The sequence below is a fragment of the Bacteroidota bacterium genome (assembly GCA_016722565.1).
In the GTDB taxonomy this organism is placed as follows: Bacteria; Bacteroidota; Bacteroidia; order 2-12-FULL-35-15; family 2-12-FULL-35-15; genus 2-12-FULL-35-15.
Genome location: JADKIU010000002.1, coordinates 350,953 through 366,538 on the forward strand (window position 1 = coordinate 350,953; position 15,586 = coordinate 366,538).

Genomic DNA, 15,586 nt, shown 5'->3' on the forward strand with positions numbered 1-15,586 from the left:
TGGAGGAATCTTTATAATTTAATGAATTAATACGAATAGAAAGATCTCTCCACTTCGGTCGAGATGACATTTGAGTAAAAATTAAAGTATTTCGTTATCTTTACCTATATGATTACTTACATAATTTTAGCGATAACCGTTTTTACTTCCATTACAGCGATGGACAATCATACGTTGAAAAATAAACTGATGTTCAACGCTTATATGATTAAAGAACGAAAGGAATGGTATCGCTTTTTTTCGCATGGCATCATACATGCCGATTGGATGCATTTGGGATTCAACATGCTTTCATTATACATGTTTGGTAAAGCTGTAGAAGATGCTTACGCTGCTATTTTTGATGGGAAGGGGATGTTGTTTTTTATTATCCTTTATGTTGGCGGTTTGGTGATGTCATCTTTGTATTCCTACGAACGTAACAAAACGAATATTTATTACAACTCTTTAGGCGCTTCGGGAGCTGTTTCGGCTGTCATTTATGCGTATATCATGTTGGCACCAACTGCTCAATTGGGAATTATGTTTATCCCGGTTCCAATTCCAGCATACATTTTTGGTTTCATTTATTTAGGAATTGAGTACTATTTAAGCAAACGTGGAAACACCGGAATTGCTCATGATGCACATTTTTGGGGTGCAATTTATGGAATTGTGCTCACCATCATTTTAAGACCACATGCAGTATCTATCTTTTTAGATCAAATTTTAGGACGATGAAAAAAGCAGTTTTTTTGGATAGAGATGGAGTAATTAATGTAGAACGTGGTTATACGCACCGTTTAGAAGATTTTGTAATCCTCCCTGATTTATTAGAAGTACTTCAGTTAGTTCAAAAAAAAGGATATTTATTGATTGTTGTCTCCAACCAAAGTGGAATTGCAAAAGGTTTGTACAAACAATCGGATGTCGAAGTTTTGCATAAATACATGATGGGGGAGTTTGTGAAAAATAATATTAAGATTTCTGAAATCTATTACTGTGTGCACCATCCGGATGTAAGTAAATGCATTTGTCGTAAACCTGACTCATTATTTGTAGAAAAAGCGTTGGCGCGTTTTGAAATAGATCCCAAACAATCCTATTTTATAGGTGATAAAGAGCGGGATACTGAAGCTGCTGAGAAAGCAGGCGTAAAAGGAATTTTAATTGAAGCAAACATCTCATTGAAAACGATTTTAAATCAAATTAATTAATTTTATTTTTCATCCCGCTAGCTTTCGGGATTCCAGTTTTTAAATTGGGAATACTACAATGGAAAACTATATCAATCATAACGGTAATTTTGTTTTGTCGGATGCACCCATCGTAACCGCCAACAACCGTTCATTCAGATATGGTGATGCATTGTTTGAAACCATCCGCTTGGCAAATTACAACCCTCAATTTTTAAAAGAGCATTTGCAACGCTTAACTGCCGGTATGGAGGTGTTGAAGATGGAAAAACATCCTAATTTGAATACTGTGTTCATTGAACATGCCATTTTAGAATTGGCGCAAAAAAATAATGTCACTTCCGATGGACGAGTAAGGTTAACGATTTATCGTAATGAAGGTGGTTTATATGCACCGAGCGACAATAAAGTATCGTTTGTTGTGGAAGTCTACCCGATTGAAGAGAAAGGGTATGTGCTGAATCAAAAAGGATTTACCGTTGACTTGTTTACCGAATTTAAAAAGGCACAAAATGCATTGTCATCTATTAAATCAGCAAATAGCGCGATTTATGTGATGGCGGGAATTAATAAAATCAATAATAAACTGGATGAATGTCTGCTGTTAAATGACAAACATCATATTATTGAAGGGATAAGTTCCAATATCTTTGCTGTGAAAAATGGAGTGCTGTATACACCTCCCGTGAGTGATGGTTGTGTAGATGGCGTGATGAGAAGGAAGATTATTGAAATTGCTCAAGCAAATAAAATTGCAGTATATGAAATTTCTGTGATGCAAAATGTTTTGCTCGGTGCAGACGAATTGTTCTTAACCAATACCATCAATGGTATACGTTGGGTAGTTGCATACAAACAAAAAAGATATTTTAACGATACATCACAAAGATTAACACAAAAATTAAATGAATTGATTTCAACTTCTTCTTAACCTAATGTTGGGTTCATTCGAACTTTCATTTCATCCCGATAGCTATCGGGAGAAGTCGAGAAATCTGTATTTAAATTAGACTTATTATGGAAGACCTCAGATTATACATTAATACATTGCGTCACGATTTTGCTAAACAAACATTAGGAAAAAAGGATGTCCACGTAAACCCTATATTGCAATTTGAAAAATGGTTTAAAGAAGCAGTCGAGTCAAAGGTGAATGAACCCAATGCAATGACTGTTGCTACCGCTACATCCGATGGTAAACCAAGTGCCCGCATTTTATTACTTCGAAATTTTGATGAAAAAGGTTTTGTATTTTATACCAATTATACCAGCAGAAAAGGTGGAGAGATTTTAAAAAATCCGTATGCCTCGCTATTGTTTTTTTGGCCGGAATTGGAACGACAAGTTCGAATAGAAGGAAGGTTGACAAAACAAAGTGCCGAAGAGTCGGATGCTTATTTTCAAACACGCCCGCGAACAAGTAAGCTAGGTGCATGGACATCAGAGCAAAGTAGAGTAGTAGCAAGTAGGAGCGTATTGGATGAAGAATACAAAAAGCTTTCAGAAAAATATCCCGGTGAAGTCGTTCCACGTCCTATCTATTGGGGTGGCTATGTTTTAGAACCCACCAGTATAGAATTTTGGCAAGGCCGACCGAGTCGTTTGCATGATCGTCTCTTATATACAAAAGAAAAAAGTAGTTGGAAGTTGGAACGATTAGCTCCTTAGATAAAGTGTGATATTGTATATTTCATCCCTACGGGGTTGATAATTCAAAAAAAATCCCTTCGTTTTCATTTCGACAAGTGTCGAGAAAACAAAGGGATTTTTATTTGAAAAGAATTGAATCTTATTCTGCTTTTTTAGCTGCTTTTTTAGGGGCTGCTGCCTTTTTAGGTGGCTGCCTTTTTAGGTGCTGCTGCCTTTTTTGGAGCTGCTGCTTTTTTCGCTGGACCAGCTGCTCTTTTCGCTTTCGCTCTTGCAGATTTATTTTTTCTACGAACTCCAAATGAGCCCATTGCTAATTTGCCTTTTTTACTTTTTTTATCACCTTTTCCCATAATAGTTTTATTGTGTTTTGGTTAATTTCTGATACAAACGTACGTTAATTTTATAAAAAATCAAATTCTTATTCGTCTTAATACGTGTTACTTACTAAAGAGCACTTTTCTTAGCGATGTAATCTTTTTCAATCAATTCAACTTTCGGAATTGAATTGCGCAACCATCTTAATAATAATTCTTCTTTCTCTATATCACTCAAATGCCAATGAATATTCGATTTGTGAAGTTTCTCTTTTAGCGTATGCAAGCATAAAGCTGCACTTACTGAGATGTTAAAACTTTCAGTAAATCCATACATCGGAATTTTTACAAATTCATCAGCATGTTCACGAACTGTATCCGATATTCCGGTTAATTCTGTTCCAAAAAATAATGCAATTGGTTTGTCAACAGATAAGTCTTCTAAATTACAATCTTTCTCATGTGGAGTGGTTGCTACAATCCGATAGCCTTGTGCTTTTAGTTTTTGAATGCAATCCAATGAATTGTTTTCTGCTTTGCGATATCTGTGCAAGTTTAACCACTTAGGGGCACCCAAGGCAATGTCTTTGTTAACCGTGTAGGCATTTTTGTTTTCAATGATGTGAATATCTTGAATCCCAAAAATATCGCAAGAGCGTAAAACAGCACTTGCATTGTGTGGTTGATACAAATCCTCCAATGCAATGGTGATGTGTCGTGTTCTGTATTCCAGTACATTGTCAAATTTCCCTCTGCGCGTTTCGGAAATGAATTGCGATAAGTATGTGATTAATTCTTTTGTCATTATGCTCTGCCATTCGATTTTGCAACCATGTTTGCGATACGATACAACAATCGAGCTCCAACATTTGCGTCCCATTCGTCACCACCCGGAGCAACTTCATTGATATCAAATGCAATGATCCGTTTGCCGGAGTCAACAATTTTTTCTATTAACATTAAAATCTGTTCAAACTCAAATCCTCCTGCAACAGGTGTTCCTGTACTCGGACAAAGTTTTGGGTCTAACCCGTCAATATCAAAACTTAGATACACTTCATTGGGTAACTGTGCAATGATATCATTACAAATCGTTGTCCAGGTTGCTCCATCCAATTGTCTGTGTTTGATATCTCTGTCGAAAAAAGTATGTATTCTCCCGTTCGAATTTTTGATGATGTCAAATTCAGCTTGACAATAATCACGAATTCCAACTTGAACCAGTTTGGATACTTGCGGTATTTTAAGTGCATTAAACATGATAGAAGCATGGGAGAATTCAAATCCTTCGTATGCATCGCGTAAATCAGCATGCGCGTCAATTTGTAAAATTGCAAAAGAGTTATTCTTTTCAGCTAACGCTTGCATTAATCCAAGTGGAGTAGAGTGGTCACCACCCAACAAGGCAACTATTTTGTTTTTATCCATAAAGGAAAGTGATTTTTCCTTCACCCAATTATTCATTTTTACACATTCGGCATTGATGAGTTGACGGATGTTTTCCATTTCGTCATTCGACTCAGGGGAATCTCCTTCTTGTAACAATTCAATGTAGGTCTCTGCTTTCCTTCTAAGACTTTCACTTTTGCTAGCGATATCATCAGAGATGGTATCCATGGCTAATCCAATTTTCCATGCATCTGGAATTTTAGGGTCAAATAAATCTACTTGGTAGGAAGCGTTGTATACTACTTGAGGACCTAACGCAGTTCCACCACTGTAAGATACGGTTACTTCCCAAGGTACAGGAAGAATGACAACCTCAGCTTCGTCCACCGTAAACGGTAAACCATAAATATTGTTATTTGCATCCCCCAAACTGTTGGGATCGAAATTGTTTATTTTATCTTGCTTGCTCATATTTTATTTTTGAGGAACGAAAATACATAAAATAAAAAAGTCCCGCATTTCTGCGGGACTTTTTTATTTGATTTAGTCAACGACTATTTGTTAACTGTTTTAGCTAAATCAGCGCCAGCTTTAAACTTAGCAACTTTTTTAGCAGCAATTTTAATTGCTTTTCCAGTTTGTGGGTTGCGACCAACTCTAGCAGCTCTTTTAGAGATAGAGAAAGATCCGAAACCAACTAATGCAACTCTGTCACCTTTTTTAAGTGCTTTTGTTGTAGCGTTTACGAATGCATCTAATGCTCTTTGAGCATCTGCTTTTGTTAATTTCGCTTCTGCTGAGATAGCGTCAACCAATTCTGCTTTGTTCATTTGATTAGTTTTTAAAGGGTTTAACATTTAATTATATAACAAAATTACTAAGATTCACTATCTGTGCAATATTTGGAGCTAAAAAAATGAGAATTTGTTGATAAGTCGCCTTTTTGTTAATAACTGTGTCTGTAAGGCTATATATAGTTATAGTTCAGGATAAGTAAATTTTGAACAAACTTTTATTGTTATTGCGTAGGGAGTTTGTAGTCTACTCCTGAACGACAGTAGAGATGACACATATTGAAAATCAATTAATTATTAAATTGCTTTCCAGCCTTGATTCATCGGAAACCCTCTTAAAAACTCAGTTGTAGCCATTTTCTTTTTCCCGGCTAATTGTAATTCTTTAAGATGAATATAGCCTGCTTTAGTAGCAATCTTTAAATAGGTTTTGGAATCCGTAATAATGCTACCAACAACATCGGTATGTTGGATAATTTCTTTTTCTGTTAAAAATACTTTTACAGAAAAACTTTTACCGTCAGGAGAAAGAAAGCTTGAAAATGCAGTTGGGTAAGGACTAAGACCTCTTATAAAATTATGTACTTCCATTACATTTTTTGACCAATCGATTTTGCAGTCGTCTTTAAATATTTTAGGAGCATGTTTTACAACTTCTCCATTTGCAATAAATTCTGCTTGATTTATTTGTGGATAGGTGTTTTCTTCAATTGCTTTTACTGTTTTTAAAACTAAATTCGCTCCAATAACCATTAAACGATCATGGATATTCCCTGCGGTTTCATTTTCAGCGATAGGTGTTTTTTCTCTGAAAATAATTTTTCCCGTATCGATCTCATGTTGCAGAAAAAAAGTTGAAACACCCGTTTCTTGTTCGCCATTTATAACGGCCCAGTTAATCGGTGCAGCACCTCTGTATTGAGGCAATAGTGAGCCATGTAGGTTGAATGTTCCTAGTCGTGGCATATTCCAAACAACCTCTGGTAACATTCGAAAAGCAACTACAATTTGTAAGTCTGCTTTTAAGTTACGCAATTGTTCTAAAAAAGATTCATCCTTTAATTTTTCAGGTTGAAGAATATTTAATCCTTTTTCTAACGCATATTTCTTTACTGCTGACTGTTGTATTTCTTGTCCACGCCCTGCCGGTTTATCCGGAACAGTAACGACTCCTATAATGTTGTAGTTTTTTTTAACGAGTATGTCTAACGACTCCACTGCAAATTCAGGAGTGCCCATAAATAGTATTCGAAGTTGGCTCATTCTTATTTTTTGAATATGAATAGATAATAAAAACAATATGCTTAAGTTTGTTTTGTTATCTGATGGTAAAACTAAAAATAATTTCAGCGCAAAAAACGGAATATGATTTCTGCTAAGCAAATAAAATTAATACTCGGACCTTTGTTGGCTGGAGTTATTTATTTCGGCTTCGACTTAATGCCAAGTAATCCATTGGTGACAAAAATGGCTGCAGTAGCTGTTTGGATGGCTGTCTGGTGGTTAACAGAAGCTGTTCATTTGGCAGTTACTGCTTTGTTACCGGTTGTTTTGCTTCCGGTTTTAGGAATAGCAGATTCCAAAACAACTGCATTTCAATACATGGATCCCATTATTTTTCTTTTTATAGGTGGCTTCATCATTGCGTTTGCAATCGAGCGCTGGAATTTGCACCAACGAATTGCATTGAAAATTTTAATGCTTGTTGGCACTAGTCCTTCTCGGATTCTATTTGGGGTGATGCTAACTTCCTTTTTAATTTCCATGTGGATTTCAAATACGGCCACCGTAATGATGCTGTTATCTGCCGTTTTAGCAGTCATTGTTCAAATCGAACAGCATTTTAAAGAAGAACATCATTCTCATAAAATGGCTTCGGCTTTATTAATCGGATTGGCTTATTCTGCAACAATTGGTGGTATGTCGACATTGGTTGGTACACCTACGAATATGATTTTTTTGCGAGAATACAACGAGAAGTTTTCAGGCAATCATGATATGAATTTTTTTGTGTGGTTTAAAATTTGTTTTCCAATCGCTTTGGCATTTTTATTTATTGCCTTTTTTGTTCTAAAAAAAATGTTCATTAAAAAAGATGTGATTTTAGCAATTGATAAATCTTATTTTTCTGATGCTTACAAACGATTAGGAAAAATGAGTTTCGAAGAAAAAATGGTATCCACTATTTTTGTTCTAACAGCTGTACTTTGGTTTACACGTGCAGACATTGACTTTGGCGTATTTTTATTCAAAGGTTGGAGTAATGTTTTTCCCAACAAAGAGTTTTTACAAGATAGTACCATTGCTGTTTTTATGGCGATTCTTTTGTTTTTAATTCCTTCTCAAACAGAAAAGGGTAGAGCATTAATGACATGGGCCGAAGTTACAAAACTGCCCTACGATATTATTTTACTTTTTGGTGGCGGATTCGCTCTTGCAAAAGGATTTGAATTATCAGGCTTGAGTACGTGGCTGGCAACTCAATTAAAATTTACTCCCGATACCAATATCTATGTACTCATTTTTTTAATGTGTGTGTTGGTTTGTATTATTAGCGAATTTGCTTCCAATGTAGCATGCATTCAATTGATGCTACCGGTGCTAATTGCCATTCAGCATTCTATGAATATTCATCCGTTATTGTTGATGGTGCCGGCAACACTGGCTGCATCATTGGGTTTTATGTTACCTGTTGCAACCGGTGCGAACACGATTGTTTTTGGTAGCAAACGCGTTAGGGTAAATGATATGTTGAAGTCGGGTTTTTTACTTGATATTATCGGTATTTTGTTGATAACCTTTTCAATATACTTTATGAAACAGATGTTTTGACCAAAAAATGTTTTAATTTTATAATATAGATAAACGAAACACAAATTATTAAACCTATGAAAAAAATTACTCTTTTCCTTTTGGCAAGTTGTTTTGCCATCAGTACTATTAATGCGCAAGACGATAAAGCCTTTCATAAAGGTGTCATTAATGCCGATCTTGGAATTGGATTTGCCATTTATGGTACGAAGATTCATTCTGAAATTGACCAACAAGTTTGGAATGGATCAGCCATCGTTACCCAACGTGAAGTGAAGGATACAACGGATGGTGCAGCATCTACCATTTATGTTTTAAATGGAGAATATGGTGTTACCGATTGGTTAGGTGTGGGTGTTCGTTTTGGATATTCCAATTATTTTGAACAGACAGAGCATGATACCATTTTAGGAACAGCTTATGCTTATAAGCCAAAGGTACGGTCAATTGATTTTGGAGTAAACGTTAATTTCCATTTAGTAAAAACAAAACGTTTTGACATGCCGATTTGCCTTACAATGGGCTATTCAAATTTCAAATACTGGCAAAACAATCCAAATTCAAATCCTCCCGGTTTAGCTGACAATGGAAATGCGATGGGAAAAGATAATGGATTGAATTATGGTATTATGTTGGTGCCAAGAATCTATTTTGGTGACCATGTCGGCATGTTCTTTAATATCGGTTATATGGGCTATAATTATCCTAGTATTGCTTTTTCTAATAATTCCGATTCCGATTTAAATAATGATGATAATTGGGAGTATAAGTTAAAAGGAAACGGTTTTAATCTTGGAATAGGAATAACCGCTAAATTTTAAAAAAATCATTTTTTAGATATTTTTAGGCATCGATCATTCGATGCCTTTTTTTGTTTCATTAAATTGTATAATCTTTTGAAAACCAATATAAAAATTGTAAATTAGTGGTGTTAATTTATTTACTTAAAATCCATTTTTCATGAATTTGAAAAATTACCCCCAACGATTCGCATTACTTCTAGTGATTTTCTGTTTTGCAAACAAAGCTAAAAGTCAAGTAATGATCAATGAATTTTCTTGTTCCAATACGAGTTCTGTCGATAATTTTGGCGAAACGCCCGATTGGATCGAACTGTATAATTCCGGTGGCTCTTCTATTTCCCTAGCAGGATATTTCCTAAGTGATAAAATAAGTAATCCTACAAAATGGCCCATTCCTTCTGGTGTTTCAATTCCAGCGGGTGGATTTATTAAGATATGGGCATCAGGAAAAAATACAGTTGTTGGTCCAAACATTCATGCCGGAATTAAATTCACACAAACTAAACCGGAAGACATTGTTTTTGCAGATCCTGCCGGAGTTATCATTGATGGGTTTGCATTAAACCCTACTCAGGTGAATCATTCGAGAGGAAGAACAACAAATGGAGCTGCTACATGGTCCGTATTTGCAACACCTACACCGGCTGCAAATAATACAGGCGCTATGCTTGAATATGCAAGTCGGCCGGTAATGAGTGTTGCTTCCGGATTTTATTCCGGTGCTCAAACGGTTTCTATTACTACCTCCGGAGTCGGATTAACCATCCGTTATACAACTGATGGTTCTATTCCAACAACAACATCTACTTTGTATTCTGCTCCAGTGAATGTTTCTGTAACAACTGTTTTAAGGGCTCGAGCATTTAGTGCAAATCCATTAGAACCGGCTAGTTTTATTGAAAGTAATACCTATTTTATAAATCAAACGCATACCATTCCAGTTGTTTCTGTTTTTGGAGATTTGACAGACGATTTATTAGGAGGTTCCTCTATTACAGCTGAGACAGGATTAGAGTATTACAATGCAGCCAAAGTTTTAATTGCTGAAACAAACGGTGAAACCAATGAGCATGGAAACGATTCATGGGCTTACAATCAAAGAGGGTTCGATTATATTTCGAAAGATGAAATGGGTTATAATTATGCAGTGAACTCTCCAATATTTGTGAATACAAGTCGTGCTTCCTTTCAACGATTAATTTTTAAAGCAGCTGCAAATGATAATTATCCATTTGCTCCTGGTGCTCCTGCTCACATTCGCGATTCATACGCACATACGCTTTCACAACGCGCTGATTTATACATGGACGAACGCTCATGGGCACCTGCAATTGTTTATTTGAATGGTCAATATTGGGGCGTTTACGATGTGCGTGAAAAAATAGATGATTTAGATTTTACCGATTTTTATGCCAAGCAAGATGATCCGTATGTTCAGTTTTTGCAAACATGGGGTGGAACTTGGAGTGCATATGGTGGAGCACAAGCTCAAACAGATTGGAATTTTATCAGAAATTACATTACTTCCAACAGCATGGCTGTTCCTGCAAACTATGCATACGTTGATAGTATTTTTAATATCAAAAGTTTTGTAGATTATTTTGTTTTTAATTCTTGGTTGGCTACTTCCGACTGGCTCGACTGGAATACCGCATGGTGGAGAGGATTGGATCCTGCAGGAGATAAAAAGAAGTGGCGTTATACCCTTTGGGATATGGATGCTATTTTAGGACATTATATTAATTATACAGGTATTCCTGATCCTTCACCAAATGCTGATCCATGCAATGTGGAAGGTCTTCCTGATCCCGGTGGACAAGGACATACGCAAATTTTAAATGCTTTAATGGCAAATCCGGATTTTAAGCAATATTATCAATCGCGCTATATTGATTTGATGAACACAAAGTTGAATTGCTCTTTTGCACTTCCGCTTTTGGATAGTATGGTTGCTGTTATTGATCCTGAAATGACAGCTCAGTGTGCGAAATGGGGTGGTTCGTATTCCACCTGGAAAGCAAATGCAAATACGTTCCGCTCAGAAATTGATCAACGTTGTACGTCATTAACACAAGGGTTAATCGATTGTTATTCGCTTACCGGTCCTTACGCTATTACATTTGATGTATCACCTGCAGGTGCAGGAAATATTGAAATCAATAGTATTATTCCTTCATCTTACATTTATAGTGGAAATTATTTTGGTGGCATCGTAACGAAACTGAAAGCGATTCCTAATGGAGTATATGTATTTGATCATTGGGAAATGCCAAGTCATACACCTACACCAAGTTCTGTGAGCGACACCGCTGAAGTAACTTTTACAACAAGTGAAAATGTGATTGCCGTATTTCGAATGACAGATGAACCTCAAGGTGGATCAGAAGTTGGAATTCCAAATGTGTTTTCACCAAATGGTGACAATAACAATGATGTTTTATTTGTATTAGGAAGTATTGATAAATTGGATTTTCATATTTATAACCGTTGGGGACAAGAGGTGTTTAAAACAAATGATCGAGCAGAAGGTTGGGATGGTACATTTATGGGACAGCCTTGTAATCCTGGTGTTTTTGCGTATCGTGTTTCAGGAATTATGCCTGGTGGTGAAAAAATTGAGAAAAAGGGAAACATTACATTGGTACGCTAGTTTATGAAGATTAGAAAATCGATACTATTTATTTTTTCAATTTGTGCAAGTTTCTCTTTTGCACAGGACGTTCATTTTTCACAATACAATGAAACGCCACAGTTACTTAATCCCGGTGCTACAGGAGTGTATAGTGGTTATGTTCGTGCAATCGTAAATTATAAAAATCAATGGGCTGCAATGGGCAATGCATTTAATACGGTTGCTGCTTCTGTGGATATGCCCTTGTTTGATAAGAAAGAAAAGAATGCGCATTTGGGTGCAGGAATAAATTTCTTTTCCGATAAAGCCGGTGACTCTCAATTCGGATTAACTCAAGCTAATTTATGTTTGGCAGCTATCTTGCCCGTAAGCAGGGAAAGTAAATTCTCTATGGGTTTGTCTGTTGGTGGTGCTCAGCATAAAGTAAATCTTGCGGATATGAATTGGGGAAATCAATATGATGGACAAGGATTTAATACCGCTGTCGCGAATTACGAAACGACTCCTACCAACTCGTTTTTTTATTTGGATTTAGCTGCAGGGTTATATTATGAATACTCAAATGGAAAAGTAAAATTTGAAAGAAACGAAAAACGCAAATTAAATGTGGGTGTATCGTATTTTCATTTGAACCGACCAACACAAAAGTATTTTTCTGTTTCTGAAAAATTGTACGGAAAACTCGTTGTAAATATGAGTGGGCATTTTGATAAGCCCGGTACCAAAGTCGCTTTTCTTCCATCAGCAATTTTTTTCCAACAAGGGAGGGCAATGGAAATTACAGCAGGTTGTGCTGTGCGATATCGTTTTAAAAACGATACAAAAATCACAGGATTGATTTCTGAAACAGCTTTAGGAGTTGGATTGTATTATCGTCATGGTGATGCAATTATTCCTTCAGTTTTCTTAACCATGTCTGATTTTTCTTTTGGACTGTCCTACGACATTAATATTTCCTCATATAGCCAAGTATCCAAATACAATGGAGGAGTGGAAATTTCATTAAAATATCACATTTTGAAAGGCGCCTTGTTCAAACAAAAAAATATGATTTAAAAAAAAGCCCCGATGAAATGAATCATCGGGGCTTTTTTTTTGAGTTGTATTTATTTCTTTTTACCCATTGATAAATTATAGATAGGCATCGCAAAGAGTGTTGTTAAAATAGCAATCAACACCAAAATAGAATACAAGTCTTTTGAAATAACAGCATACGATAAACCGATGTTTGCAACAATTAACTCCATTAATCCTCTTGCATTTGTAAGTCCTCCAATTGCGGATGATTCTCTCCAGCTATAACCGGTTAATTTCATGGCAATAGTACTCGAACCATATTTGCTCAGGAAGGCAAATGCTACACTGATGACCATTGGAATAAAATTGGTGATATTGCCGAGTACCAACATGTTTGCATTTAATCCTGAAAATGTAAAAAATAACGGAAGTAAAATAGCTACAGTAATGTCTTTTAGTTTGGTTTCCAATCCTTTTGAAAACACTGGATCACGTGGAACGGCTAAACCTAAAATAAATCCTCCAAATACCGAATACAATCCTAATTTGTCGGTAATGAGCGCAGCAGCGAGTAAAGAAATAACGATGATGGCAAAGTCTTGTTGACTCAATAGTCCGTTTTTTTGTGAGCGTTTTCCAATTATTTTTAAAAGCGGTTTGGCAATTAAGAATACGATGGCAACAAATGCAATGCCTCCAAATAAAGTAATGTATCCTGCTTCCATGCCTTTGCTTGCAGCGGCAGCCGTAACAAAGGATAAAAGAATCCACGAAACCACATCTTGAATGGAAGCGGAGATTAACGTGAGAATACCAATGGGGGAGTTCAGAATATTTTTCTCATGTAAAATTCGCGCTAGCATTGGAAACGCTGTTATGGCAAATGCAGTTCCTAAAAAGATAGAGAAGGAGGTAAGCGAAATACCTGGCATTGCAAAAAGTTCGAAATACCATGCTGCGGCAATACCTCCAAAAATAAAAGGAAAAATAACAGCGACAGATGAAAGTAATGAGGATTGCTTCATTACCTTTTTAGTAAAATTGTTGAAATCGATTTCAGATCCCACCAAAAACATGTAAAAAGATAAACCTAGGTTACTAATTACAAATAGAAAAGGCATAACCTCTTTGCTGAAAATACTGGCGCTAAGTTCCGGACAGAAGTATCCAAAGCAAGTAGGTCCTAACAATACACCGGAAATCATCTCGCCAACAACCTTCGGCTGCATGAGGTATTGGAAAAGCCTTCCGCAAAGATGTGAAATGATTAAAATGAAAACGACAGCAGTAACAACATGGATGAATAAATCTAAATTCGACATGTTTTTCTGTTTAAATGGAGTTGCACTATAGCATTAACAAATATAGAATATTATTAAAAAAATGCAATGATTCAACTACAGTTCTTTCATAAGAACACTGTATAATTTATGCATGGCCTCAATGTCTTTTTATAGACTTTTTCATCCGGTGTATGAACGTTATCTTCCGGTGCGCCAATAAAACACCAATCCCAAGGATATTCAGCCATTTGAAGTTCTTTTGCATCACTGCCTCCCGAACCTTCCACTTCTAATTGAAATGGAATTTTACTTTTTTTAGCAATCGCGATGATGCGATCGACATAACTTTTTCTTGGAATCAAACTATCTCTTAATGAAATGGCAACACCTTTGCCGTGTGGAACACCTTCAGTTACCCATGTGATATCAGAAATGATGGCCTGTTTTACTTTGTATTTTTCTGAAATAAATTTTTGAATAAAGGAAACGGTTCCTCCACCATGCTCTTCATAGCAAGAAAAAACAATGATACCATCTTTTAATGTTTCCGCTACTTTTAAAGCATTCCAAACACCCAGACGATTGTCCATATAACAACATTGAACATATTCTTTTGTTTCTCTCCAATTTGGTTTGAATGTAAGTTCTGTTCCGCGTTCAATCTCTCTTTTGTATTTATAGGAGATAACGCCTTCTTTATTCGCAATCAATTTGCACTCGATTTTTCCTTTCGAATCCTCACCAACCAAGTCCATTCCGTTGATTAACCTCGGACCTCCAATTTTTACAAGTTGATTTCCATATCTAACTGTAAAGCCAATACTATCAAGATGTGCAAAAATTGCGGTCTTCGGTTTTCCGAAAACCAATACAATACAATCCTGAAATCCTTCTCCAGAATATATTTTCGGTTGAACTTTCCAGTTCTTTTTTTGTTTGCTAATATGCTTCAACAGAAATTTTGTCATTCCTGCTTCATTGCCTGAAGGTGCATGAATTGCACACATTTCTTTTAATAATTTCATAGTGCGAATGTACTATATTGTTTTAATGTATTTAATCTCTAATCCTTCAATTTTGCTCATTCGGTCGTAAATAGCTGTCGAATTGCTTTTTCTAACCGAAAAAGTAATCGAGCACGTGAGTTCGGAGTTCTGTGATTCAATTTTTAACTCTTGGTCTTTGATAATTTTCATTACCTCGTTCATGTGCACATAATCAAATCGGATAGAATAATAATCATTGACCGTTTTTTCAGTAATTTGAGCATTGTTGATTGCATCCAATGCTGCTAATTTATAGGCATTAATCAATCCACTAACACCTAACAGGGTGCCTCCAAAATAGCGAACAACAACGATTAGAATGTTGGTGAGGTCTTTGGATTGAATTTGGCCTAAAATAGGTTTGCCGGCTGTGTTCGAAGGTTCACCATCATCATTTGCACGGTAGGCCTGTTTATCAGCTCCCAATCGAAATGCATAACAATGGTGATTAGCACCGGGATGCAGTTTTTTGAGATCGGCTAGATGTTTCTTGATTTCTTCTTCTGAAGAGACAGGAAAGGCAAGTCCTAAAAACTTACTTCCTCGATCCTTGAATAATCCTTCGGATGGCTCTTTAATAGTAAAATAGGTGTCTTCAAATAGCATATTGAGGCTCTAAAGATAAAGTCTTTTTCCTGTATAAAATCAGTTTAAAAACATTTGTTTTTTAAT

General features: G+C 36.0%; 15 protein-coding genes and 1 pseudogene. 8 read left to right on the top strand and 8 right to left on the bottom strand.

Annotated elements, in window-relative coordinates; all coding sequences use genetic code 11:
- Positions 1–108: 108 nt before the first annotated feature.
- The 4 genes from IPP64_06900 (at position 109) to pdxH (ending at position 2,843) form a co-directional block, all read left to right on the top strand.
- Complete coding sequence (locus IPP64_06900) at positions 109–720, top strand: rhomboid family intramembrane serine protease (GenBank protein MBL0329135.1); 612 nt, start codon at positions 109–111, stop codon at positions 718–720.
- The gene (locus IPP64_06905; GenBank protein ID MBL0329136.1) at positions 717–1,196 is read left to right on the top strand and encodes an HAD family hydrolase; all 480 of its coding nucleotides are present in this window, start codon (positions 717–719) and stop codon (positions 1,194–1,196) included. The genes IPP64_06900 and IPP64_06905 overlap by 4 nt, the downstream gene beginning before the upstream one ends.
- Before the next feature lie 58 nt (positions 1,197–1,254).
- Positions 1,255–2,106 carry an aminotransferase class IV family protein gene (locus IPP64_06910; protein MBL0329137.1) on the top strand — a complete coding sequence of 284 codons (852 nt, stop codon included), beginning with the start codon at positions 1,255–1,257 and terminating at the stop codon, positions 2,104–2,106.
- Positions 2,107–2,192: 86 nt separating this feature from the next.
- On the top strand, positions 2,193–2,843 hold the full coding sequence (pdxH, locus tag IPP64_06915) for a pyridoxamine 5'-phosphate oxidase (GenBank protein ID MBL0329138.1): 651 nt from the start codon (positions 2,193–2,195) through the stop codon (positions 2,841–2,843).
- A 164-nt stretch (positions 2,844–3,007) separates the two neighbouring features.
- Here pdxH and IPP64_06920 read toward each other — a convergent pair whose 3' ends face one another.
- The 5 genes from IPP64_06920 to IPP64_06940 all read right to left on the bottom strand — a co-directional run bounded on the left by IPP64_06920 (position 3,008) and on the right by IPP64_06940 (position 6,585).
- Complete coding sequence (locus tag IPP64_06920) at positions 3,008–3,175, bottom strand: 30S ribosomal protein THX (GenBank protein MBL0329139.1); 168 nt, start codon at positions 3,173–3,175, stop codon at positions 3,008–3,010.
- 94 nt (positions 3,176–3,269) lie between these two features.
- Positions 3,270–3,944 carry an RNA methyltransferase gene (locus IPP64_06925; GenBank protein ID MBL0329140.1) on the bottom strand — a complete coding sequence of 225 codons (675 nt, stop codon included), beginning with the start codon at positions 3,942–3,944 and terminating at the stop codon, positions 3,270–3,272.
- On the bottom strand, positions 3,944–4,999 hold the full coding sequence (locus tag IPP64_06930) for an agmatinase family protein (GenBank protein MBL0329141.1): 1,056 nt from the start codon (positions 4,997–4,999) through the stop codon (positions 3,944–3,946). The genes IPP64_06925 and IPP64_06930 overlap by 1 nt, the downstream gene beginning before the upstream one ends.
- An 83-nt stretch (positions 5,000–5,082) precedes the next feature.
- Entirely contained in the window at positions 5,083–5,358 is a 276-nt protein-coding gene (locus IPP64_06935; GenBank protein ID MBL0329142.1) for an HU family DNA-binding protein, read from the bottom strand.
- Positions 5,359–5,619: 261 nt separating this feature from the next.
- The gene (locus IPP64_06940) at positions 5,620–6,585 is read right to left on the bottom strand and encodes a methionyl-tRNA formyltransferase (GenBank protein ID MBL0329143.1); all 966 of its coding nucleotides are present in this window, start codon (positions 6,583–6,585) and stop codon (positions 5,620–5,622) included.
- A 102-nt stretch (positions 6,586–6,687) separates the two neighbouring features.
- Between IPP64_06940 and IPP64_06945 the strand changes: the two genes are divergently transcribed.
- The 4 genes from IPP64_06945 (at position 6,688) to IPP64_06960 (ending at position 12,624) form a co-directional block, all read left to right on the top strand.
- Complete coding sequence (locus tag IPP64_06945; GenBank protein ID MBL0329144.1) at positions 6,688–8,154, top strand: SLC13/DASS family transporter; 1,467 nt, start codon at positions 6,688–6,690, stop codon at positions 8,152–8,154.
- 56 nt (positions 8,155–8,210) lie between these two features.
- Complete coding sequence (locus IPP64_06950; protein ID MBL0329145.1) at positions 8,211–8,954, top strand: hypothetical protein; 744 nt, start codon at positions 8,211–8,213, stop codon at positions 8,952–8,954.
- Between the two features lie 220 nt (positions 8,955–9,174).
- On the top strand, positions 9,175–11,586 hold the full coding sequence (locus IPP64_06955) for a CotH kinase family protein (protein ID MBL0329146.1): 2,412 nt from the start codon (positions 9,175–9,177) through the stop codon (positions 11,584–11,586).
- A 3-nt stretch (positions 11,587–11,589) separates the two neighbouring features.
- Complete coding sequence (locus IPP64_06960) at positions 11,590–12,624, top strand: PorP/SprF family type IX secretion system membrane protein (protein MBL0329147.1); 1,035 nt, start codon at positions 11,590–11,592, stop codon at positions 12,622–12,624.
- 50 nt (positions 12,625–12,674) lie between these two features.
- On the opposite strand, the gene IPP64_06965 is transcribed toward IPP64_06960, so the two are convergent.
- From IPP64_06965 to IPP64_06975, 3 genes and pseudogenes are all read right to left on the bottom strand, one after another.
- The gene (locus IPP64_06965; GenBank protein ID MBL0329148.1) at positions 12,675–13,907 is read right to left on the bottom strand and encodes a cation:proton antiporter; all 1,233 of its coding nucleotides are present in this window, start codon (positions 13,905–13,907) and stop codon (positions 12,675–12,677) included.
- A 75-nt stretch (positions 13,908–13,982) separates the two neighbouring features.
- A pseudogene (locus IPP64_06970) lies at positions 13,983–14,893 on the bottom strand (M20/M25/M40 family metallo-hydrolase).
- Between the two features lie 12 nt (positions 14,894–14,905).
- The gene (locus tag IPP64_06975) at positions 14,906–15,520 is read right to left on the bottom strand and encodes a YigZ family protein (GenBank protein ID MBL0329149.1); all 615 of its coding nucleotides are present in this window, start codon (positions 15,518–15,520) and stop codon (positions 14,906–14,908) included.
- Between the last annotated feature and the right edge of the window lie 66 nt (positions 15,521–15,586).

Coding starts and splice junctions, on each gene's coding strand:
- IPP64_06935 (MBL0329142.1), bottom strand. CDS start 5,358: ATGAACAAAGCAGAATTGGTTGACGCTATCTCAGCAGAAGCGAAATTA.
- IPP64_06910 (MBL0329137.1), top strand. CDS start 1,255: ATGGAAAACTATATCAATCATAACGGTAATTTTGTTTTGTCGGATGCA.
- IPP64_06965 (MBL0329148.1), bottom strand. CDS start 13,907: ATGTCGAATTTAGATTTATTCATCCATGTTGTTACTGCTGTCGTTTTC.
- IPP64_06975 (MBL0329149.1), bottom strand. CDS start 15,520: ATGCTATTTGAAGACACCTATTTTACTATTAAAGAGCCATCCGAAGGA.
- IPP64_06940 (MBL0329143.1), bottom strand. CDS start 6,585: ATGAGCCAACTTCGAATACTATTTATGGGCACTCCTGAATTTGCAGTG.
- IPP64_06945 (MBL0329144.1), top strand. CDS start 6,688: ATGATTTCTGCTAAGCAAATAAAATTAATACTCGGACCTTTGTTGGCT.
- IPP64_06925 (MBL0329140.1), bottom strand. CDS start 3,944: ATGACAAAAGAATTAATCACATACTTATCGCAATTCATTTCCGAAACG.
- IPP64_06920 (MBL0329139.1), bottom strand. CDS start 3,175: ATGGGAAAAGGTGATAAAAAAAGTAAAAAAGGCAAATTAGCAATGGGC.
- IPP64_06900 (MBL0329135.1), top strand. CDS start 109: ATGATTACTTACATAATTTTAGCGATAACCGTTTTTACTTCCATTACA.
- IPP64_06955 (MBL0329146.1), top strand. CDS start 9,175: ATGATCAATGAATTTTCTTGTTCCAATACGAGTTCTGTCGATAATTTT.
- IPP64_06950 (MBL0329145.1), top strand. CDS start 8,211: ATGAAAAAAATTACTCTTTTCCTTTTGGCAAGTTGTTTTGCCATCAGT.
- IPP64_06905 (MBL0329136.1), top strand. CDS start 717: ATGAAAAAAGCAGTTTTTTTGGATAGAGATGGAGTAATTAATGTAGAA.
- pdxH (MBL0329138.1), top strand. CDS start 2,193: ATGGAAGACCTCAGATTATACATTAATACATTGCGTCACGATTTTGCT.
- IPP64_06960 (MBL0329147.1), top strand. CDS start 11,590: ATGAAGATTAGAAAATCGATACTATTTATTTTTTCAATTTGTGCAAGT.
- IPP64_06930 (MBL0329141.1), bottom strand. CDS start 4,999: ATGAGCAAGCAAGATAAAATAAACAATTTCGATCCCAACAGTTTGGGG.